We start from the raw sequence: 19,957 nt of genomic DNA, 5'->3' as shown, positions 1-19,957 counted from the left end.
ATATGGCTCTTTCTTCAACATCCACGAATCACCCTAAACATACTTATGTTATGACGGATTTCATCATAAATCTATAGCTCTTAGGAGGGATTATATTGTCCAGTATTTGGTATATCTCAGAGTGGGAGATGGTATTACGACTTATGGTTGCTGCACTTCTTGGTGGATTGGTTGGATGGGAACGGGAGGTAAATAATCATCCAGCAGGTTTTCGAACTCATATCTTAGTAAGTGTTGGTTCGGCACTAATTATGCTGATTTCGATTTACGCCTTTGTTCCCTTTATGGAAGCAGATCGTCGCTTCTTGTTCGATCCCGCACGTTTAAGCGCTCAAGTAGTAAGTGGTATTGGTTTTTTGGGTGCTGGAACCATTTTAAGGCAGGGTGTAACCGTCAGCGGACTTACGACTGCGGCATCGCTTTGGGTCATTGCTGCGATTGGGCTGGCTGTGGGATCTGGTTTTTATTTCGCGGCAGTGATTACCACATTGTTAGTCTTAGTCAGTTTAGAGTTATTAAATCGCATCGAAAAATATATGGTGAAAAGGCGTTGCCTATACCAATTTGAAATTATCATACAAGGGGAGGATCGAGGGAGAAGAATAGGTGATTTAGCCACTTATTTTGAGGGAAAAGAGATTCAACTGAGAAAGTTGCGTGTAGAAGAGGAAGAAGCATCGAAAGAACTTCGTTTGACCATTACACTTCGTTTGAATGATTCGAGTGCAGAAAGTTTGACCAATGTGATAGGAGATCTCCAAAAAATAGATGGAGTTCATGAAGTGAGAAGGATGATTTGAGTAGGTATGAAGCACTGCAATTCGTGGGAAAACTGTAGAAGAAGATTGGGTGGAGTAGAGTTTAAAAAATGATTGGCATTATCCAATGAAAACGATATAATAAAATCAGAAGGTCAAAGATAGTCAAAGTCAGCAGGAGGTTTTCCGATGAGTAGTATTTCAGACATCATTGAACACTATCTAAAGCAGATGCTCGTCGATAGCGAACTGGGTGTCGTGGAAATCAAGCGAAGCGAGCTGGCTGATTCATTTCAGTGTGTTCCTTCGCAAATCAACTACGTCATTAGTACTCGCTTTACCTTGGAAAAGGGCTTCCTCGTCGAGAGTAAGCGAGGTGGAGGCGGTTACATTCGGATTAAGAAAGTTCCTGTATTGGATAGTCAGAGGTACTATATCGAGCTATTGGAACGGATTGGAGATTCGATTCCCCAAGTGACTGCCGAGCATGTAATACATCGCCTGATTGAAGAAGGTTTTATGACTCCAAGGGAAGCTCATTTAATGAAAAGTATGATTTCACGAGATTTGATTCAACTACCGCTCATTCTGCGTGACCAGTTGCGAGCACGTATGATGAGGATGATGATTACCATATTATTCGCAAATAAAGGAGAGTGATGGATGTGCTCTGTCCTGAATGCGGAAAAAGGCCAGCTACGATTCATTACAAAAAGGTAGTGAATGGACAAAAGACAGAATACCACCTGTGTGAATTATGTGCACAGGAAAAAGGGGAACAAATGCCTGGTTTTGATCACGGCTTCTCCTTCCACCATTTATTGTCTGGTCTTTTAAATTTTGAGCCGATTACGCAGATGGGGAATCCCCAGGATGATGCGAGTCATTCACCGCAAGTACTTCGATGTCCATCATGTGGTCTAACATATAATCAGTTTTCGAAAATTGGACGTTTTGGCTGTAGCGATTGCTATTCGACATTTCAGCAATGGCTAGACCCATTAATGCGGAAGGTCCATGGCAATACCAAACATAACGGGAAAGTACCCGAACGTGCCAGAGGGAAAATCCGGATGCGTCACGATTTAGAGAAATTAAAAGAACAACTGCATCGCAAAATTCATGAGGAAGCTTTTGAGGAAGCAGCCCAGATTCGTGATCAGATTCGAGCCCTGCAAAGACAATTAGAAACAGAGTAGGAGGGGGACCTGATGTCATTAGAAAACTTTATCCAACGTGCCACGAGCGAATGGATGAAAGTGAAGGGACCTCAATCTGACATTGTTTTTAGTAGTCGGGTGAGGATCGCCAGAAATTTAACTGAACTTCCATTTCCGATGATGGCGGGCACGTCTCAAGGAGAAAAAGTGGTAAAAACGATTGAAAAGGCTTGGAAAAAAATAAAGAAACACCAACCTATCTTGCAATCTGCTGAACTGATTCGCATGGAAAACTTGACGGATCTAGAGAAGCGAGTTTTGGTGGAAAAACACCTAATTAGTCCGAGTCTAGCTGAAGATTCTAGGCATGGGGCGGCAATTATCAGCCACGATGAATCACTCTCGATCATGATCAACGAAGAAGATCATTTGCGTATCCAGGTTTTATATCCCGGATTGCAACTTGAAAAAGCGTGGGAACTAGCAAGTAGTATTGATAATTTGCTCGAAAAAGAACTCTCTTTTGCGTTTGATGATCAAGTTGGATATATGACGAATTGTCCAACCAATGTAGGTACAGGAATCCGCGCATCTGTCATGGTTCATTTACCGGCACTTGCGATGACGCAACAGTTAAACCGTTTGATTCCAGCCATTATGCAAGTAGGTTTAGCAGTCAGAGGAATCTACGGTGAGGGTAGTGAAGCGCTAGGGCAATTGTATCAAGTGTCCAATCAAGTTACGTTAGGACAGTCAGAAGAGGAGATTATCGAGAATTTAATTGGGGTCGTACTGCAGATGATCGAGCATGAGCAATCGGCTCGGACTAGGCTTACCAGTATCTCGATCATTCAATTAGAGGATCGCGTATATCGTTCACTCGGAATTTTAGCCTACTCGCGAATCATGGACTCTAAAGAAGCGATGAAGCGATTGTCCGATGTGCGACTTGGAATTGATTTAGGCATGATTCAAGATGTTGGCTCTAATGTTATGAATGAGTTAATGGTAATGATTCAACCAGGTTTTTTACAACAATATGCAGGAGAGCGCTTGAACCCTGAAGAACGTGATATTCAGAGGGCTGATTTAATTCGAGAGCGTTTACGAATGGAGAAACAAACAGACTAGAAAAAGAGGTGTTAGCTTATGATGTTTGGTCGCCTAACAGAAAGAGCGCAAAAAGTGTTGGCACTTGCTCAAGACGAAGCAGTCCGACTAGGTCATAGCAACATTGGTACGGAGCATATCTTACTTGGTTTGCTTCGTGAGGGAGAGGGAATCGCAGCAAAGGCATTAGTTGCTTTGGGACTGGGTCTCGAGAAGATTCAAAAGGAAGTGGAGAATCTAATTGGTAGAGGAACGAATCAACCTACCAATATTGCCTATACTCCTCGTGCAAAAAAAGTGATCGAACTGTCAATGGATGAAGCGAGAAAGCTAGGCCATACCTATGTGGGAACAGAACACATTCTCCTTGGTCTGATCCGTGAAGGGGAAGGGGTAGCCGCGCGGGTACTAAATAATTTGGGAGTAAGTTTAAATAAGGCACGCCAACAAGTTTTGCAGTTACTGGGGAGTAATGAATCGGCTGCTGGTGGAGGTCACGTGGCTAGCGCTAATACACCTACCTTAGATGGACTTGCGCGTGATCTTACTGCAATTGCCCGTGATGGACATCTAGATCCTGTCATTGGTCGGGGGAAAGAGATCGAACGTGTAGTCCAAGTTTTATCTCGACGTACCAAAAACAATCCTGTTCTCATTGGAGAGCCAGGAGTCGGGAAAACCGCAGTAGCAGAAGGATTAGCTCAACGAATTGTGGCTGGAGAAATTCCGGAAACACTTCGGGGAAAGCGTGTTATGACACTCGATATGGGTACCGTTGTGGCAGGAACGAAGTATCGTGGTGAATTTGAAGATCGTTTGAAGAAGATTATGGACGAAATTCGCCAAGCGGGAAATATCATCCTATTTATTGATGAATTGCATACTCTGATTGGTGCTGGTGGAGCGGAAGGGGCGATTGATGCCTCTAATATTTTAAAACCAGCTCTGGCTCGTGGAGAATTGCAATGTATTGGTGCAACTACCTTAGATGAGTACCGGAAATATATCGAAAAAGATGCGGCGTTAGAACGTCGTTTTCAACCGATTACTGTTGATGAACCTACGGCAGAGGAAGCAGTCCTGATCTTAAAAGGACTTCGGGATCGCTATGAAGCCCACCATCGTGTGAAGATTACAGATGAAGCGATTGAGCAAGCTGTGAAGCTCTCGGATCGTTATATTACAGATCGTTATCTACCTGATAAAGCGATTGATCTTGTTGATGAAGCTGCTTCGAAGGTACGTCTCTCTTCTTATACAGTACCACCTGATTTAAAAGAGCTAGAGAAGAAGATGGTAGATGTAAAGAAAGAAAAAGATGCCGCTGTACAAAGTCAAGAATTTGAAAAAGCAGCTTCCCTTCGTGATCGTGAGCAAAAACTTCGCGAAGAGTTGGAATCGACTCGCAATCGTTGGAAGCAGGACCAAGGTAGATCAGACTCGGAAGTAACAGGGAATGATATTGCTCATATCGTGGCAAGTTGGACGGGGATTCCAGTTGTCAAATTGGCAGAGGAAGAGTCAGCGCGCTTGCTAAATATGGAATCCATCCTGCATAATCGCGTGATTGGCCAAGAGGAAGCTGTGAAATCAGTTGCCCGTGCGATTCGCCGAGCTCGTGCTGGACTTAAGGATCCGAAGCGCCCTATTGGTTCTTTTATCTTTCTTGGGCCTACTGGGGTAGGGAAGACAGAGCTGGCTCGCGCCCTTGCAGAATCGATGTTTGGTGATGAAACTGCGATGATTCGGATTGATATGTCTGAGTACATGGAAAAGCATACTACTAGCCGTCTAGTTGGATCTCCACCAGGATATGTAGGGTATGATGAAGGTGGTCAATTAACGGAAAAAGTACGCCGCAAACCGTACTCCGTTGTTCTCTTTGATGAGATTGAAAAAGCCCATCCAGAAGTATTCAATGTCTTGTTACAAGTGTTAGAAGATGGAAGGCTGACAGATGGGAAAGGTCGTACCGTTGATTTCCGTAACACGGTGATCATTATGACTTCTAACGTCGGGGCTTCTATGATTAAGAATACTCGCCTAGGATTTGCTACGGGTGATACCAGTAAAGACGAGTATGAACAGATGAAGAATAACGTCATGGAACAGCTGAAGAAAAGCTTCCGTCCTGAGTTTTTGAATCGGATTGACGATTTGATTGTGTTCCATTCTCTCAAAGAAGAGCATCTTCAAGAGATTGTAAGCTTGATGGCGGAAGAGCTTCGCAGACGACTTCATGAACAAGAGATCGATTTTACTCTCACAAACGCTGCGAAAAATTATCTCGCAAAAGAAGGATTCGATCCGCAATACGGGGCTCGTCCACTCCGTCGAGCGATCCAAAAGCATATTGAAGATCGTTTATCGGAAGAGTTGCTTCGCGGTCATATCGGGCGAGGGGATACCGTTCAAATCGATTTGAAAGATGGGGCTTTAGTTGTGGAAAAGGGAAAGACGAAAACAACTAAATCAACCAAGTCTAAACAAGCGTAAACAATTAGAACAGCCTTGAGGAATCTAGGCTGTTCTTTTTTCTAACCGTTGAATGCCTTATTTGTTATAATGAGGGATGAATTCCATTTGAGTTTTGAGGTGAATCCTTTGGCAAAAGTTAAGACTCGATTTATTTGTCAAGAGTGCGGTTATGAATCGGCAAAGTGGATGGGGCGTTGCCCGGGATGCGAAGAGTGGAACTCCATGGTGGAGGAGCGGGAAAATACTTCTCTACGGATTCCTGGAACGAATATTAAACCAAAAACTAAGCGTGAGAAGGCTTCACGAATTACTCAAGTGGAAAAGTTATCTACCGAACGTACGGATACCGGTATGCGTGAATTAAACCGTGTACTGGGAGGTGGATTGGTTCCGGGCTCACTGATTCTAGTGGGCGGAGATCCTGGGATTGGGAAATCCACTCTTTTACTGCAAGCCACATATCGGTTAGCGCGATCAGGCACTCCCATTCTGTATGTCACAGGTGAGGAATCCCTTGAACAAATCCGTATGCGGGCTGAGCGTTTGGAGTCATTGCATGAAGATTTATATGTCGCTTCCGAGACAGACCTTACGGTTATTGAAGAATTAATAGGAGAAACGAATCCAAAGCTTGTTGTGATCGATTCCATTCAAACGATGTATCATCCAGAAGTCACTTCTGCACCGGGGAGTGTGGCTCAAGTACGTGAATGTACAGGGCAACTCATGCGCTGGGCAAAGGAACAAGGGGTAGCGATTATCATTGTGGGTCATGTGACGAAATCTGGTGCTATTGCGGGTCCGAGGATGTTGGAACACATGGTGGATTGCGTTTTGTACTTTGAGGGAGAGCGTCATCATACATATAGGGTACTCAGGGCCGTTAAAAATCGTTTTGGTTCTACCAATGAAATCGGTGTATTTGAGATGAAAGAGCTTGGGCTAGAGGAAATAGATAATCCATCTGAGGTCTTTTTAGCAGGGAGGCCTGTGGGAGTTCCGGGTACAGCTGTTACAGCGAGTGTAGAGGGAACAAGACCTGTTTTGGTTGAATTGCAAGCATTAGTGACACCTACTAGCTTTGCTACTCCGAAACGTTCAGCTTCAGGTATCGATCATCAGCGTTTGACGATGATTATGGCCGTTCTCGAAAAAAGAATTGGTATGTTTTTGCAGAATCAAGACGCGTTTGTAAACGTGGTAGGTGGTGTTCGATTAGATGAACCAGCAGTGGATCTAGCGATTGCAGTAGCGTTGGCGTCTAGTTTTCGAGATCGTCCTACCGGAGTAAGTGAATTATTTATCGGGGAGGTAGGACTTACGGGTGAAGTTCGGGCGGTATCCAGGATCGAACAAAGGGTAGCAGAGGCTGTTAATTTGGGCTTCGAGAAGGTAATACTACCAAGTAAGAACTTACGTGGCTTAACACCGCCTTCGGGTGTTCAATTAATCGGTGTCAATAGTGTGACAGAGGCTTTAAAAGAAGCGATGGGGGGGTAGACATTCATTGAGCAAAGAATTTGATGCAATTTTAAGTGGAGCACTAAAACTCCTTGCTCCAGGAACTTCCTTTCGAGAAGGACTAGACAATGTGCTAGGTGCTAAGACAGGGGCACTCATTGTAGTAGGATACGATGATTCGGTAAAAGAACTTGTAGATGGTGGATTCCATATTGATAGTCCTTTTACAGCCGCTCATCTGTATGAATTATGTAAAATGGATGGAGCTATTATTTTAAGCAGTGATGTGAAACGGATTCATTATGCAAATGCACAACTTGTTCCAAGTTCTTCCATGCCTTCTACGGAGACGGGAATCCGTCATCGGACTGCGCAACGAACGGCAAAACAGACGGGTAAGCTCGTTGTATCCATCTCCCAGCGTCGTAATACCATTACCGTTTATAAAGGTAGTGTTCGATATGCCTTGCGAGATATTCGTGTGATCTTGACGAAAGCGAATCAAGCGATACAAACATTAGAAAAATATAAATCCGTACTGGATCAAGCTACTACCAATTTAAGTGCGCTTGAATTTGAAGAGTTGGTTACACTGAATGATGTAGCTCTCGTGATTCAACGAATTGAGATGGTGCTCAGGATCAAACGAGAGATTCAGAGCTACATCAATGAGTTAGGATCAGAAGGCCGACTGATTCATATGCAATTAGAAGAGTTGGTTTCCCATGTAGAAGAGGAAGCGGAATGGTTGATTAAAGATTATGCTAAAGACCCCGCCATCCAAACACCTACAAGAGTGTTTGAGGATCTAAAACATCTTTCGAGTGATGACTTGTTAGAACAGATTCATATCGTACGGATCCTAGGCTATCCAGGCAACACCAATCTCCAAGAAGGGTCTGTTGCGCCGAGGGGCTATCGGATTTTAAACAAAATCCCTCGCTTGCCAGGAAATATTATCCAGAAACTTACATTCCGTTTTGGGAAGCTGCCGAAAATTATGATGGCATCAATCGATGAATTGGATGACGTAGAAGGAATTGGTGATGTTCGAGCAAGAGCGATTCAAGAAGGTTTGCGGAGGATTCAGGAGCAGGTCTTTATTGACAGACATATCTAAATACCTTACAATGAAACATTATACAAATGAACGAAACTGAAAAGGTCCTGAGTAGGGACTTAATCCAATAGGGGGTTCCCTGTATGTTTACAAAGTCATTACCTAACTGTTTGACCGTCGGGAACTTATTCCTCGGTATCATGGCTATTTTGCTGGCAATTCACGAAGAGAAATATTGGGAATATGCGGCGATTATGGTCATTATCGGGATGTTATTAGATGGCTTGGATGGTCGTGTAGCTCGTATGCTAAATGCCCAAAGTGAATTCGGAAAACAATTGGACTCATTATCAGATCTTATTACATTTGGTGTTGCTCCGGCAGTTATTATGTATGTATCGGTTTTACAACCTATGGGCTTCACAGGCTGGGTTGTAACTGCGATCTTCCCTATTTGTGGGGCACTGCGCCTTGCTCGATTTAACGTTCACCCTGGAGTCCCAGGCTACTTTATCGGGCTGCCCATTACCGCGGCGGGCGGAATTTTAGCTACATTGGCACTCTATAAAACGTATGTAGATAACCCAGTGATTCTACTAGTTGCTACTTTATTCCTATCCTATCTGATGGTAAGTCAGATCCGTTATCCTGCCTTCAAGAAAACAACGATTCCAAAGAGTGTTTATTGGATTGCTCCGATCTTTTTGATTGCTGTTGCGGTTGCCGCGATCTATTTCCCGAAAGAGCTTCCAAAAGTGATCTTTATTCCACTAGGTATCTATGCATTATACGGTGTTAAAAAGACACTTGAACGGAAAAAACGTACGGAAGAGCATGATGAGCCAGTTGAAGAATAAACGTGAATGATGAAGAAACAACCCGTGCTAAGATGGTATCGGGTTGTTTCTCTTTGTCTATGGGTGTATAAGATACTCTGCAAGATATATTGAATTCTTATTTATTTTTGACAAGCTGTTTATTATGCAAAAAGATATTGACTCTCATAAAAGTTATGTGCTAAGATATTCGTTTTAAAATCCGTTGACAGTTATCTTCAGTTGTGATATCTTGGAAATAGATATTGTCTCTGGGGGTGGATCTATTTGTTCAATATTGGTGACAAGGTGGTTTACCCGATGCACGGCGCTGGGATCATTGAATCCATTGAAGAGCGTGAGATCTTAGGGGAACGTAAACAATACTATGTGATGCGTATGCCAATTGGAGATCTAAAAGTAATGGTTCCTTTGCAGAGTATCAATTGTATCGGATTGCGTGAGGTTGTCGACGAAAGTACGGTAGATAAAGTATTAGATCGTATGAAAAATTTCGAAGAAGAAGAAACAACCAGCTGGAACCGCCGCTTTCGTGCCAATATGGACAAGATGAAAAGCGGAGACATCTATGAAGTTGCCGAAGTCGTTCGCTCCTTGATGTTTCGTGATGAGGAGAAAGGGCTTTCCACCGGTGAGAAAAAAATGCTAGACAACGCAAGACAAATTTTAATTAGCGAGTTAGCACTAGCTAGGGATTTACAGGCTGAACAGGTTTTTGAACTTATTGATGAAATTATTTCATCCCACACATAGCTTGAATTTTCACCCTTATTTTTTTACGAACTAAACAATAGGTTTGTTTTTCATTAATTTGTCTATACTGAATACTAGATTTGATGTGAGAGGGGAGGTGAAGCCCCATGATGAATCGTTTTGTACAATTAGCATTCACACTCCTAGGAGCATCCGCGGGTTGGGTACTCGGTCCGAAGTTTTTTCGGGTGCTTCAAGAATCTCCTCTGAATTTTGGAGAAGTTCCGTTTTCAGGTTATGTTGGTGCTTTTATTGGGGCTGCGCTCTTATTTGTAGTAGCTATTCGTGTTTCGGAAAGTGTTATTAACTGGATTAAGTGGTTTGAAGAGCACCTTGTAAAAATTCCAGCAGCGGATGGATTATTTGGTGTATTTGGCTTAATTATGGGTCTTCTTATTGCATTTTTAATTCAACAACCTATTTCTGAACTGTCAATCCCAGGGGTTGAACGGGTTTTACCGATTATTGTATCGATTTTGTTTGGATATCTTGGTTTTAGTGTTGGTTATAAGAAAAAAGATGAGCTTATTACCATCATTACGTTTGGTCGGCAAGGAAGAGACAAACAAGCTAAAAAAGAGAATCAAGATATCGTTGAGCACAAAATCTTGGATACCAGCGTTATTATCGATGGACGGATTGCTGATATATGTCGGACGGGCTTTCTAGATGGAACGATCGTCATTCCTAGTTTTATTCTAGAAGAGTTGCAACACATCGCGGATTCTTCTGATGTATTGAAGCGAAATCGAGGTCGTAGAGGGCTTGATATCCTCAATAAGATCCAAAAAGAGCTTAATATGAAAGTATTAATCTATGAAGGTGATTTTGAGGATGTGGCAGAAGTGGATAGTAAATTAGTCAAATTGGCTAAAGTGCTATCAGGGAAAGTGGTAACAAATGATTTTAACTTGAACAAGGTATGCGAGCTACAAGGTGTTAGCGTGCTGAATATCAATGACCTAGCCAATGCTGTAAAACCAGTTGTGTTGCCAGGCGAAGAGATTAATGTTCAAGTGATCAAAGATGGAAAAGAACATGGTCAAGGGGTCGCCTATCTAGATGATGGAACCATGATTGTCATCGAAGGCGGTCGGGAGTATATAGGTGATCATATTGATGTCCTTGTAACCAGTGTACTTCAAACCTCGGCAGGCAGAATGATTTTTGCTAAGCCCAAGCTCCTAGAGCGTGCGTTATAATAAGGAATAAACAACAAGCCCGTACGGTGTCTTCGGATGCCGACGGGCACTGTTTTATTTATATATGAGGAGAATGGATCATGAGTGTTGGAGTTGTCATCCCCGCTGCTGGTCAAGGAAAACGTATGGGTAGCAAGGTTAGTAAGCAGTTCCTTTTGCTAGATGGACAACCCATTTTGGTTCACACGCTTCGGCTTTTTGAGACTCATCCTCAGGTAGATGAGATTATCTTGGTTATGAAAAAAGAAGAGATACGTGGAACAGAAGAGATGCTTAGGTCGTATGGATTTGCTAAGGTGAAGGCGATTGTCGAAGGCGGAAAAGAGAGGCAAGAAAGTGTACATATGGGGTTGCAACATTGCCAAAGCGACTGGATTTTAATTCATGATGCTGTTCGTCCGTTTGTCACACATGAAGCACTAGATCGCTTGATTCGAGAGGTAAAAGTTACAAAGGCAGCGATCTTAGCAGTACCTGTAAAAGATACGATTAAACAGATCAACAGCGAGGGCTGGGTAACAAGTACTCCGGCGCGCAGTGAGCTGATCTCGGTACAGACACCACAGGGATTTAGTAGGGATTTAATTGTACAAGCTCATGAAAAAGCTCTTGAGGATCCAAATTGGGCGACGGATGATTCGATGCTGATCGAGCAGATAGGGTTTCCTGTAAAAGTAGTAGAGGGTGAATATAATAATATTAAGATCACTACTCCTGAAGATCTTGTGCTTGCCGAGAAAATATGGGAGATTAGGAGAGTAGAGGTATGATTCGGATTGGACAAGGTTTCGATGTACATCAACTAGCAGAAGGGTATCCTCTTATTCTAGGAGGGGTCCAGATTCCGTACGAAAAGGGTCTGGTGGGTCACTCTGATGCAGATGTGTTATTACATACGATTACGGATGCTATTTTAGGCGCGGTTGCTTTGGGGGATATAGGGAAGCATTTTCCTGATACAGACCCGGCTTATAAGGGTGCAGATAGTGCTAAGTTATTGATACATGTGTGGGAATTGGTAAAGGCGAAGGGTTATCGGCTTGGAAATGTAGATGCGACGATTATAGCTCAGAAGCCGAAGATGGCTTCGTATATTCCGTTGATGCAAAGGCGTATTGCGGAGTTGCTTGAGGCTGAGTTAGAGCAGGTGAATGTGAAGGCTACTACGACGGAGCAATTAGGATTTACTGGGCGTGGTGAAGGGATTGCTTCGATGGCGGTTGTGTTGTTGGAGAAGAGGTAGGTTTGGAGTGTTGATTTGAAGATCATTGCCCCAACTCCCTCTTGATTATTACAACTGTACGGTTCCGCAATAACATGTATTCTAGCGGGACCCCAAAAGTAAAATGAACTTGAACTTATTATTGATAAATCAAAGCAAAACAAAACTAACTTAACTTACTACGAGGAGAGAAAACCATGACAGTTCGTACCCGATACGCACCAAGCCCTACTGGCTACTTACATATTGGCGGAGCACGTACCGCTTTATTCAGCTATTTATTTGCCAAAAAGAACGGCGGACAATTTATCCTGCGAATTGAGGATACAGATACAGAGCGTAACATAGAAGGCGCAGATCTAGAACAGATGAACGGCTTAGAGTGGTTAGGTGTCGTTGCGGATGAATCAACAGAAAAGGGCGGACCCCATGAACCGTATCGTTGTATGCAACGCCTCGATCTCTATACAGAGTACGCAGATCGACTCGTAGCGGAAGGGAAAGCCTACTATAGCTATGCGAACCAAGCGGAGCTAGAGCAGGAGCGTGAGGAGCAACTGGCTCGTGGTGAGGCGCCGAAGTTTAGTGGTTGGGATCGTCATTTGAGTGAGGAACAAATTGCCGCATATCAAGCAGAGGGACGAGTTCCTAGCATTCGTTTGGCTGTTCCGCAAGATCAAGCGTTAGCTTTTTCTGATTACGTGCGCGGTGATGTAGAGTTTGATTCCAATGGAATTGGTGATTTTATCATCGTCCGTCCGGATGGTCGTCCTACTTACAACTTTGCGGTTGTGATTGATGATGCACTTATGAACATCACCCATGTAATTCGTGGAGAAGAACATATTTCGAATACACCTCGTCAGCTATGTGTGGCTCAGGCACTTGGGTTTGGCGTGCCAAAGTTTGCACATATCCCATTGATTCTCAATCATGAAGGGAAAAAAATGAGTAAGCGTGACGAGTCGATTGTCCAATTTATTAGCCAGTATCGCGATCTTGGTTATCTTCCAGAAGCGATTGTGAATTTCTTGGCACTACTCGGCTGGTCTCCTGAAGGAGAAGAGGAGATTTTTACTCTTGAAGAATTAACCGAGCTCTTTTCCTTAGAGAGAGTGTCAAAGTCACCTGCGACGTTTGATACGGCCAAGTTAAAGTGGATGAACAACTATTATATTAAGAAATCGAGCCTAGAACGGATTACGGATCTTGCCATACCTTATCTAGAGAAGGCAGGCAAAATTTCCTCCTCTCTTGCTCCAGAGCAAAAGGAATGGGTGACACGGCTAGTAGGGCTTTATCAGGAACAGATGGACGAGATCTCCCAAATCGTGGAGCTATCGGATATCTTCTTCCGTCAAGATATCAATTATTCCCCAGAGGCTGAGCAAATCCTTGCTGAGGATTCTGTGCCGACGGTGATTTCAAGCTATATGGCAGAGGTTCAAGCTCAAGAAGGTTTAGACGTAGCAACTGTCAAATCTATGTTTAAAGCAGTGCAAAAAGAGACTGGCTTTAAAGGGAAGCAGCTTTTTATGCCAGTGCGTGCGGTGATTTCTGGAGAGACACATGGTCCAGACTTGACCGAAACGATTTTGCTTCTAGGGAAAGACACCGTTGTAAAACGTTTACAAAGCTTCGTTGACAAACGTTCCTAGAATCAGAGAGAATAGAGTTACATTCATACGGGCTTTGCGATGATTGGGAAAAGTATAGATGATCGTTGTTTTCAGAGAGAGGTCGAACGGTGCGACGGCCTTAGCGATGCCATCTAGAAGTGCCCCCAAGAGCTAATTTTTCCAAACAGATGGTGAGATGATTTACCATCTCAGTAGGGAAATTCGGTGTCCTACCGTTATCTAGGATTTAAGGGGAATCCGCTCTCTTTGATGGGTGGATTCAAACAGAGTGGAACCGCGGGCAACCGTCTCTGTAGCAGGTGTGCTATGGAGGCGGTTTTTTGTTTTATTCGGGCGAATGATGAGAGGGGAACGTTGTATGTCATGGTTCAGTAAAATGGGCACGCTTCGGAGAACGATACAGGCGGATATTCAAGCGGTCTTTGATCGAGATCCAGCGGCACGAAATACGATTGAAGTCATTTTCACGTATGCAGGGTTACATGCGATTTGGGCTCATCGGGTAGCGCATTGGTTTTATAAAAAGGGCTGGTACCTTGTCGCTCGCCTAATTTCACAGAGCAATCGGTTTCATACAGGTATCGAAATCCACCCAGGTGTCAAAATAGGGATTGGTTGCTTTATTGACCACGGGATGGGTGTGGTAATCGGAGAAACATGTGAGATTGGCAATTATGTAACCATCTATCAAGGGGTTACATTAGGTGGTACTGGGAAAGAAAAAGGAAAACGTCACCCTACGATTGAAGATCACGTACTCATTGCTTCAGGTGCTAAAGTGTTGGGATCGATTCGAGTTGGGCGTTGCGCCCGGATTGGAGCAGGTTCTGTTGTGCTAAGAGAGGTACCTGCCAACTCAACTGTTGTGGGCGTTCCTGGGCGAATTGTGGTTCAGGATGGAATCCGTGTTCAATCGGATCTCGATCAAGTGAACCTCCCAGACCCTGTAGCAGAGATGTTTCGTGGATTACAGGGTGAGATCGGGTTGCTAAAACAAGAAATAGAACGCTTAAAACAAGAACGAAATGGACAAATAAAACTGATACCAGAAGGACAACAAGGAGGTAACAACCATGACAATCAAGCTGTTCAATACACTGACTAGACAAAAAGAAATTCTTATACCTCTAGAGGAAAATAAGATTAACATGTATGTATGTGGTCCAACTGTTTATAGTTATATTCATATTGGGAATGCTCGTTGCTTTGTGTTCTTTGATGTAGCAAGGCGTTTTTTGGAGCACAGCGGATATGAAGTAAACTATGTACAAAACTTTACCGATGTTGATGATCGCCTGATTAATGCTTCGATTGAGACTGGATTAACGGTGCCAGAGATTGCGGAGCGATATATCGAAGCGTATTTTGATGACATGGATACTCTGGGAGTAAAAAGAGCATCCACCCATCCACGGGCGACTGAAAACATCCAAGAGATGATTGAATTTATTCAAGGTTTAATTGAAAAAGGATATGCTTATGAGACAAACGGTGATGTCTACTACCGCTCTTTGAAGAAAGAAGGCTACGGGTGCCTTTCACATCATTCACTAGAAGATTTGAAGTCAGGTGCTCGTGTAGAAGTAAATGATTTAAAGGAGAGCCCACTGGATTTTGCGTTATGGAAAGCTGCAAAGCCAGGTGAAATTAGCTGGGATACTCCATGGGGATCCGGACGTCCGGGTTGGCATATCGAATGCTCAGCTATGGCACGCAGATATCTTGGAGATACTTTAGATATCCATGCCGGGGGAATCGACCTCTGCTTCCCGCACCATGAAAATGAAATTGCCCAAAGTGAGGCTATGACGGGTGAGACGTTTGTTCGCTATTGGTTGCATAATGAATTTATCAATATGAACAATGTAAAGATGTCAAAGTCAATTGGGAATGTGATGAGTGTAGTGGAGTTGCGTAAGCATTTTCAGCCACTTGCTTTGCGCTACTTCTTGTTAGCGACTCACTATCGGAACCCAATGAATTTTACCGAAGATACGCTTAGACAAGCGGATGAGAGTGTAGCGCGCATTCAGACAGCCTATGAAAATCTACAACATCGGATCCAATCTGCGCAATCTGGAGAAGTAGATGTAAGCGTTGTGTCGCAATTGGAGGATTTAACTGGTAGATTCGTTGCGGAGATGAATGATGATTTTAACTCTGCTAATGCGATCACGGTCGTGTTCGATAGCGTGAGACTTGCTAATGATTTGGTATCTCGAGAAGTAATCACGCAAGAAACGGGTAAACTGGTAATCGAGTGGTTTGAAACGTTTGCCGGAAGGATATTAGGGCTCATTCATAGCAACGGAAAGTCTTTAGAAGATGAAATCGAAGCACTCATTGAAGAACGACAACAAGCTAGAAAGAATCGCGATTTCGCTTTAGCAGATGCGATTCGTAATCAATTACTGGAGCAGGGGATTGTTCTAGAAGATACTCCCCAAGGTGTGCGATGGAAGAGAAAATAAATCCGTATTTACTTGGAATGGGGGGAACGGGCTTACCTAAGCCTCCCTCTCAAATTCATCCCTTATTACAAGCATATATAGGGGATTCCGTATATGAAGTATATGTACGTTACCATCTTCTTGCAATTGGGGTGGTTAAGCCTCATGAACTACAAAAAAGAGCGATCCAATATGTATCGGCGGTGGCGCAAGCAAAAGCAAGTCGTATCATTGAAGGTGGTTTGACTGAGGAAGAAGCGAATGTGCTTCGTCGGGGACGTAATGCCAAATCAGGTAGTGTGGCGAAAAGCGCTTCAGTAGCGCAGTATCGTTATAGTACAGGCCTGGAGTCATTGATTGGATACCTTTATCTATCAGGACGGCAAGAGAGACTCGAACAATTGATGAAACAAATTATAACAGCATGTGAATTGTAGGAGGAGATCAATATGGGGACAGATTGGATTATTGGAAGGCAGGCTCTCTCAGAAACGCTTAGCTCGGGACGACACATCGAGAAGGTGTTCGTGGCGGAAGGTGTTCAAAAGAAAACCATCGCTGACATTTTAAAACAATTAGAAGATCAAAAAATTGCCTACCAATGGGTACCGCGTTCGAAACTAGATCAACTAGCAGACGGCGGAAATCATCAGGGAATCGCAGCTCAAGTTGCGGCCTATGAATATAGCACAGTAGAGCGGATTTTAAAACGCGCTCAGAAGAAAGGTGAGAAGCCTTTTTTACTCTTGCTTGATGGGATTGAAGATCCACATAATTTAGGTTCGATTCTTCGTTCAGCCGATGCCGCAGGAGTTCATGGTGTTGTGATTCCGAAGCGTCGTGCAGTTGGTCTGACCTCTGTGGTCGCAAAAACCTCAGCGGGTGCCATAGAGTATGTACCAGTGGCGCAAGTTACCAATTTGAATCGGGTTGCGGATGAGTTGAAAAAAGAAGGTATTTGGTTAGTAGGGACAGATGGATCTGCAAAACAATCCTATAATCAGGTAAATTATGATATGCCAGTTGCATTTGTCATCGGCAACGAAGGTCAGGGAATCAGCCAATTAATGAAAAAAAAGTGCGATTTTCTAGTGAGACTTCCGATGAAGGGTCGTGTTTCTTCCCTGAATGCATCTGTGGCCGCGGGAATTTGTATGTATCAAGTGGCACTCGGACGGGACAATGGCTAGCAGGCGTGAAGAATGGCTGGTGGTGGATGGCTATAATGTGATTGGCCTCCAGTCCAATATTCATCGGAAAGAAAGGCGTCTAGAGGAGCAAAGAAACCAATTAATTAGTCAGTTGTCTGAGTATCAGGCGATGACAGGTCGTAAAGTGTATGTAGTATTTGATGCTCACCAGACTCCCGGGGCGCGTGTGCAAAAAGTACAGGAGAAGGTAGAAGTTGTTTTTACATGTAAAGATGAGACAGCGGATGAGTACATTGAGCAGTTTGTGCGCAACCGTAAAAATCCCCATCGTCGAATCTATGTTGCCACTTCTGATTACTTAGAACAGCGAATGGTATTTGGCCAAGGAGCATATCGAATTTCATCCCGTGAACTGTTGGAGCAAATTCGAAGTGCGAGGGTTCAATTAGGGGAAAATTTGAGAACTCAAGAGTCAACAAGTCCCAAAAATAAGCTAGGGGATTATCTCTCGCTAAATTTGCAGAAAGAATTTGAAAAGTTGAGAAGGAAAAAATAGGTGGAAAATTGACGATTTTGTTTCATTTCAGATATAATAGCCTTACATGCGGTTTACATGCTACTTTTGCCGGGGGGATCGCAGTGAGTGTAGACCTACAAACAAGTAATGCTATTCAGTATGAGAAGGTCGTCGAGTACAAAACATTGCCAGATGAAGAGCTGGTGGAAGAAGTTCGGATTGGATGCCAAGAAGCCCTCGAATACTTAATTCATAAGTATAAGAACTTTGTTAGAGCTAAAGCTCGCTCCTATTTTCTAATTGGGGCAGACCATGAAGATATTGTGCAAGAAGGCATGATTGGCTTGTATAAAGCAATACGTGATTTCCGTGGGGACAAGCTCGCTTCGTTTAAAGCTTTTGCTGAGCTTTGCATAACCAGACAAATCATCACAGCTATCAAAACAGCAACTCGTCAAAAGCATATTCCGCTTAATTCTTATGTCTCATTGGACAAGCCTAGCCACGATGATTCTGATCGTACTCTGTACGATACGCTCACCGGCGGCAGGCTAAATCCAGAAGAGATTTATATTAACCAAGAAGAATATAGCGATATCGAGGACCAAATTTCCCAAATTTTAAGTGACCTCGAGCGAAAAGTGTTGATGTTATACTTAGATGGGCGAAGCTACCAAGAAATCGCTGTGGACCTAAACCGTCATGTAAAGTCCATCGATAACGCACTGCAACGTGTGAAGAGAAAGCTAGAACGCTACTTAGAAGTAAGGGAGATCTCCCTATAACAGTGAAAGTAACGAATAAATAAAAAACAGGGGTCTAGCCTGTTTTTTATTTCATTCGACAAAAAAGGACAAATTCCTTTTTTGTTTTTACCAAGAAAATTTGACCAATAATGGATAAGAAATAGGCTTTTATTGACAGGGCATGCGAGGTTATGATAAATTAACTTGGGTGTTTTCTAATCATTTACCATCATGATTTGATCGGACTGATATTTGTAGGGGAGGTGTTTTTCAATGCGCGTAAACATTACAATGGCTTGCGTAACTTGCAAAATGCGCAATTATGCGTTGACCAAAAACAAGCGTAAGCATCCAGACCGTATGGAGCTGAAGAAGTATTGCCCTCGTTGCAACACTCATACTGTTCATCGTGAAACCAAGTAATAACTTCTTCCTTGTGAAAAGATGGGGGTGACAATATGACTTTTCTTGCCAATATCGGACGTGGTATCAAGAAAAGCGTGGGCGGTACTGTGGGTTTCTTTAGCGGTAGCGTTCAAGAGCTCAAACGTGTTCGTTGGCCATCCCGTAAGGAAATGGTTAACTACACACTAGTCGTTGTATCTACTGTTGTTGTTCTAACCATCTTTTTGTTCCTAGTTGATTTAGGGATTAATCAGGTATTGAAACTGATTCCAAAAAAATAGATTGATTTGAATCGATTGTCGTTAGGGGGGACAGGGTAAGCTACCCTGGATTACATGGAAAAGAATTGGTATGTCGTTCACACGTATTCCGGCTACGAAAACAAGGTAAAGACAAACCTAGAGAAGCGCATCGAATCAATGGAGATGCAAGATAAGATTTTTCGCGTACTCGTTCCTATGGAAGAAGAGACGGAACTGAAAGATGGTAAGAAGAAGACTGTCATGCGAAAAGTGTTTCCTGGGTATGTCCTAGTCGAAATGGTCATGACAGACGACTCTTGGTATGTAGTAAGGAATACGCCAGGTGTAACCGGCTTTGTTGGTTCTTCTGGTGCTGGTTCGAAACCAACACCCCTTTTACCAGACGAGGTTCAAGTCATTCTTGCTTCGATGGGCGTAGATGAAGCTCAGATCATCGTAGATTACGAGGTAGGAGAATCTGTACGTGTCAAAGAAGGTCCATTTGCAGGTACGATTGGACTGATCGAAGAAGTCGATGCCAAAAATGGTAAGCTGAAGTTGCTAGTCAACATGTTCGGTAGAGAAACACCAGTAGAACTAGAATATTTCCAAGTGGAAAAAATTTAACATCAGGAAAAACTTTTGTTTCTCCTGAAAGTGTGATAGATTGTTAGAGTTATTACCCAGCCGCCTAAGGCGGAACAGAAGCGTTTATTCGCTTGCTGTGACCGTGGGAGGGGAAATCCCCGCAAAATACCACATTGTG

Annotated in this window: 22 protein-coding genes and 1 other annotated feature; all 22 genes read left to right on the top strand. The window is 43.3% G+C overall.

The genetic code is table 11. The features are described 5' to 3' along the window. Positions 1-95: 95 nt before the first annotated feature. The 22 genes from J2Z48_RS11975 (at position 96) to nusG (ending at position 19,818) form a co-directional block, all read left to right on the top strand. Entirely contained in the window at positions 96-800 is a 705-nt protein-coding gene (locus tag J2Z48_RS11975) for an MgtC/SapB family protein (protein ID WP_307253840.1), read from the top strand. A 147-nt stretch (positions 801-947) separates the two neighbouring features. Then, on the top strand, positions 948-1,418 hold the full coding sequence (locus tag J2Z48_RS11970; RefSeq protein WP_131849147.1) for a CtsR family transcriptional regulator: 471 nt from the start codon (positions 948-950) through the stop codon (positions 1,416-1,418). After that, positions 1,418-1,957, top strand: coding sequence for a protein-arginine kinase activator protein McsA (gene mcsA / locus J2Z48_RS11965; RefSeq protein ID WP_307253837.1), 540 nt, complete (start codon positions 1,418-1,420; stop codon positions 1,955-1,957). The genes J2Z48_RS11970 and mcsA overlap by 1 nt, the downstream gene beginning before the upstream one ends. A 12-nt stretch (positions 1,958-1,969) precedes the next feature. Next, the gene (gene mcsB / locus J2Z48_RS11960; RefSeq protein ID WP_307253836.1) at positions 1,970-3,049 is read left to right on the top strand and encodes a protein-arginine kinase McsB; all 1,080 of its coding nucleotides are present in this window, start codon (positions 1,970-1,972) and stop codon (positions 3,047-3,049) included. Positions 3,050-3,067: 18 nt separating this feature from the next. Next, the gene (locus J2Z48_RS11955) at positions 3,068-5,524 is read left to right on the top strand and encodes an ATP-dependent Clp protease ATP-binding subunit (protein WP_307253834.1); all 2,457 of its coding nucleotides are present in this window, start codon (positions 3,068-3,070) and stop codon (positions 5,522-5,524) included. A gap of 108 nt (positions 5,525-5,632) precedes the next feature. Further along, the gene (gene radA, locus J2Z48_RS11950) at positions 5,633-7,006 is read left to right on the top strand and encodes a DNA repair protein RadA (RefSeq protein WP_307253831.1); all 1,374 of its coding nucleotides are present in this window, start codon (positions 5,633-5,635) and stop codon (positions 7,004-7,006) included. A 7-nt stretch (positions 7,007-7,013) separates the two neighbouring features. Then, positions 7,014-8,087 (top strand): DNA integrity scanning diadenylate cyclase DisA, encoded by a 1,074-nt coding sequence (gene disA, locus J2Z48_RS11945; RefSeq protein ID WP_307253827.1) that lies wholly within the window; start codon positions 7,014-7,016, stop codon positions 8,085-8,087. Between the two features lie 83 nt (positions 8,088-8,170). Continuing rightward, a complete protein-coding gene (gene pssA / locus J2Z48_RS11940) occupies positions 8,171-8,884 on the top strand; it encodes a CDP-diacylglycerol--serine O-phosphatidyltransferase (RefSeq protein WP_307253825.1) in 714 nt (237 codons plus the stop codon). A gap of 246 nt (positions 8,885-9,130) precedes the next feature. Next, positions 9,131-9,616 carry a CarD family transcriptional regulator gene (locus J2Z48_RS11935; protein WP_307253824.1) on the top strand — a complete coding sequence of 162 codons (486 nt, stop codon included), beginning with the start codon at positions 9,131-9,133 and terminating at the stop codon, positions 9,614-9,616. 107 nt (positions 9,617-9,723) lie between these two features. Beyond that, complete coding sequence (locus tag J2Z48_RS11930) at positions 9,724-10,818, top strand: PIN/TRAM domain-containing protein (protein WP_307253822.1); 1,095 nt, start codon at positions 9,724-9,726, stop codon at positions 10,816-10,818. An 80-nt stretch (positions 10,819-10,898) separates the two neighbouring features. Beyond that, entirely contained in the window at positions 10,899-11,588 is a 690-nt protein-coding gene (gene ispD, locus J2Z48_RS11925) for a 2-C-methyl-D-erythritol 4-phosphate cytidylyltransferase (RefSeq protein WP_307253820.1), read from the top strand. After that, on the top strand, positions 11,585-12,061 hold the full coding sequence (gene ispF, locus J2Z48_RS11920; RefSeq protein WP_307253817.1) for a 2-C-methyl-D-erythritol 2,4-cyclodiphosphate synthase: 477 nt from the start codon (positions 11,585-11,587) through the stop codon (positions 12,059-12,061). The genes ispD and ispF overlap by 4 nt, the downstream gene beginning before the upstream one ends. Positions 12,062-12,237: 176 nt before the next feature. Further along, entirely contained in the window at positions 12,238-13,698 is a 1,461-nt protein-coding gene (gene gltX / locus J2Z48_RS11915) for a glutamate--tRNA ligase (protein WP_307253814.1), read from the top strand. A 30-nt stretch (positions 13,699-13,728) separates the two neighbouring features. Continuing rightward, positions 13,729-13,975, top strand: a binding site (T-box leader). Between the two features lie 63 nt (positions 13,976-14,038). Next, positions 14,039-14,785, top strand: a complete 747-nt coding sequence (gene cysE, locus J2Z48_RS11910; protein ID WP_307253935.1) for a serine O-acetyltransferase — start codon at positions 14,039-14,041, stop codon at positions 14,783-14,785. Continuing rightward, the gene (gene cysS, locus J2Z48_RS11905) at positions 14,754-16,151 is read left to right on the top strand and encodes a cysteine--tRNA ligase (protein ID WP_307253812.1); all 1,398 of its coding nucleotides are present in this window, start codon (positions 14,754-14,756) and stop codon (positions 16,149-16,151) included. The genes cysE and cysS overlap by 32 nt, the downstream gene beginning before the upstream one ends. Then, positions 16,136-16,567 (top strand): Mini-ribonuclease 3, encoded by a 432-nt coding sequence (locus tag J2Z48_RS11900; protein ID WP_370872930.1) that lies wholly within the window; start codon positions 16,136-16,138, stop codon positions 16,565-16,567. Before cysS ends, J2Z48_RS11900 begins: the two co-directional genes overlap by 16 nt. Before the next feature lie 12 nt (positions 16,568-16,579). Further along, positions 16,580-17,320, top strand: coding sequence for a 23S rRNA (guanosine(2251)-2'-O)-methyltransferase RlmB (gene rlmB, locus J2Z48_RS11895; RefSeq protein ID WP_307253808.1), 741 nt, complete (start codon positions 16,580-16,582; stop codon positions 17,318-17,320). After that, a complete protein-coding gene (locus J2Z48_RS11890; protein ID WP_307253805.1) occupies positions 17,313-17,837 on the top strand; it encodes an NYN domain-containing protein in 525 nt (174 codons plus the stop codon). Before rlmB ends, J2Z48_RS11890 begins: the two co-directional genes overlap by 8 nt. An 83-nt stretch (positions 17,838-17,920) precedes the next feature. Then, complete coding sequence (sigH, locus tag J2Z48_RS11885; protein WP_072332884.1) at positions 17,921-18,583, top strand: RNA polymerase sporulation sigma factor SigH; 663 nt, start codon at positions 17,921-17,923, stop codon at positions 18,581-18,583. Positions 18,584-18,817: 234 nt separating this feature from the next. Beyond that, positions 18,818-18,967 carry a 50S ribosomal protein L33 gene (gene rpmG / locus J2Z48_RS11880; protein ID WP_072332881.1) on the top strand — a complete coding sequence of 50 codons (150 nt, stop codon included), beginning with the start codon at positions 18,818-18,820 and terminating at the stop codon, positions 18,965-18,967. A 35-nt stretch (positions 18,968-19,002) separates the two neighbouring features. Continuing rightward, positions 19,003-19,230, top strand: a complete 228-nt coding sequence (secE, locus tag J2Z48_RS11875) for a preprotein translocase subunit SecE (RefSeq protein WP_307253803.1) — start codon at positions 19,003-19,005, stop codon at positions 19,228-19,230. 54 nt (positions 19,231-19,284) lie between these two features. Continuing rightward, entirely contained in the window at positions 19,285-19,818 is a 534-nt protein-coding gene (nusG, locus tag J2Z48_RS11870; RefSeq protein ID WP_307253800.1) for a transcription termination/antitermination protein NusG, read from the top strand. Positions 19,819-19,957 lie beyond the last annotated feature (139 nt).

The organism is Croceifilum oryzae, from assembly GCF_030814315.1.
Classification (GTDB): Bacteria; Bacillota; Bacilli; order Thermoactinomycetales; family Thermoactinomycetaceae; genus Baia; species Baia oryzae.
This window is presented reverse-complemented; position numbering and strand designations above follow the sequence as displayed.

What these genes read in the sequence shown, in the direction of transcription:
- rpmG (WP_072332881.1), top strand. Translation starts at nt 18,818, where the DNA reads ATGCGCGTAAACATTACAATGGCTTGCGTAACTTGCAAAATGCGCAAT.
- cysE (WP_307253935.1), top strand. Translation starts at nt 14,039, where the DNA reads ATGTCATGGTTCAGTAAAATGGGCACGCTTCGGAGAACGATACAGGCG.
- gltX (WP_307253814.1), top strand. Translation starts at nt 12,238, where the DNA reads ATGACAGTTCGTACCCGATACGCACCAAGCCCTACTGGCTACTTACAT.
- J2Z48_RS11955 (WP_307253834.1), top strand. Translation starts at nt 3,068, where the DNA reads ATGATGTTTGGTCGCCTAACAGAAAGAGCGCAAAAAGTGTTGGCACTT.
- nusG (WP_307253800.1), top strand. Translation starts at nt 19,285, where the DNA reads ATGGAAAAGAATTGGTATGTCGTTCACACGTATTCCGGCTACGAAAAC.
- J2Z48_RS11930 (WP_307253822.1), top strand. Translation starts at nt 9,724, where the DNA reads ATGATGAATCGTTTTGTACAATTAGCATTCACACTCCTAGGAGCATCC.
- pssA (WP_307253825.1), top strand. Translation starts at nt 8,171, where the DNA reads ATGTTTACAAAGTCATTACCTAACTGTTTGACCGTCGGGAACTTATTC.
- J2Z48_RS11890 (WP_307253805.1), top strand. Translation starts at nt 17,313, where the DNA reads ATGGCTAGCAGGCGTGAAGAATGGCTGGTGGTGGATGGCTATAATGTG.
- J2Z48_RS11970 (WP_131849147.1), top strand. Translation starts at nt 948, where the DNA reads ATGAGTAGTATTTCAGACATCATTGAACACTATCTAAAGCAGATGCTC.
- ispD (WP_307253820.1), top strand. Translation starts at nt 10,899, where the DNA reads ATGAGTGTTGGAGTTGTCATCCCCGCTGCTGGTCAAGGAAAACGTATG.
- rlmB (WP_307253808.1), top strand. Translation starts at nt 16,580, where the DNA reads ATGGGGACAGATTGGATTATTGGAAGGCAGGCTCTCTCAGAAACGCTT.
- J2Z48_RS11900 (WP_370872930.1), top strand. Translation starts at nt 16,136, where the DNA reads ATGGAAGAGAAAATAAATCCGTATTTACTTGGAATGGGGGGAACGGGC.
- cysS (WP_307253812.1), top strand. Translation starts at nt 14,754, where the DNA reads ATGACAATCAAGCTGTTCAATACACTGACTAGACAAAAAGAAATTCTT.
- ispF (WP_307253817.1), top strand. Translation starts at nt 11,585, where the DNA reads ATGATTCGGATTGGACAAGGTTTCGATGTACATCAACTAGCAGAAGGG.
- secE (WP_307253803.1), top strand. Translation starts at nt 19,003, where the DNA reads ATGACTTTTCTTGCCAATATCGGACGTGGTATCAAGAAAAGCGTGGGC.
- mcsB (WP_307253836.1), top strand. Translation starts at nt 1,970, where the DNA reads ATGTCATTAGAAAACTTTATCCAACGTGCCACGAGCGAATGGATGAAA.
- mcsA (WP_307253837.1), top strand. Translation starts at nt 1,418, where the DNA reads ATGGATGTGCTCTGTCCTGAATGCGGAAAAAGGCCAGCTACGATTCAT.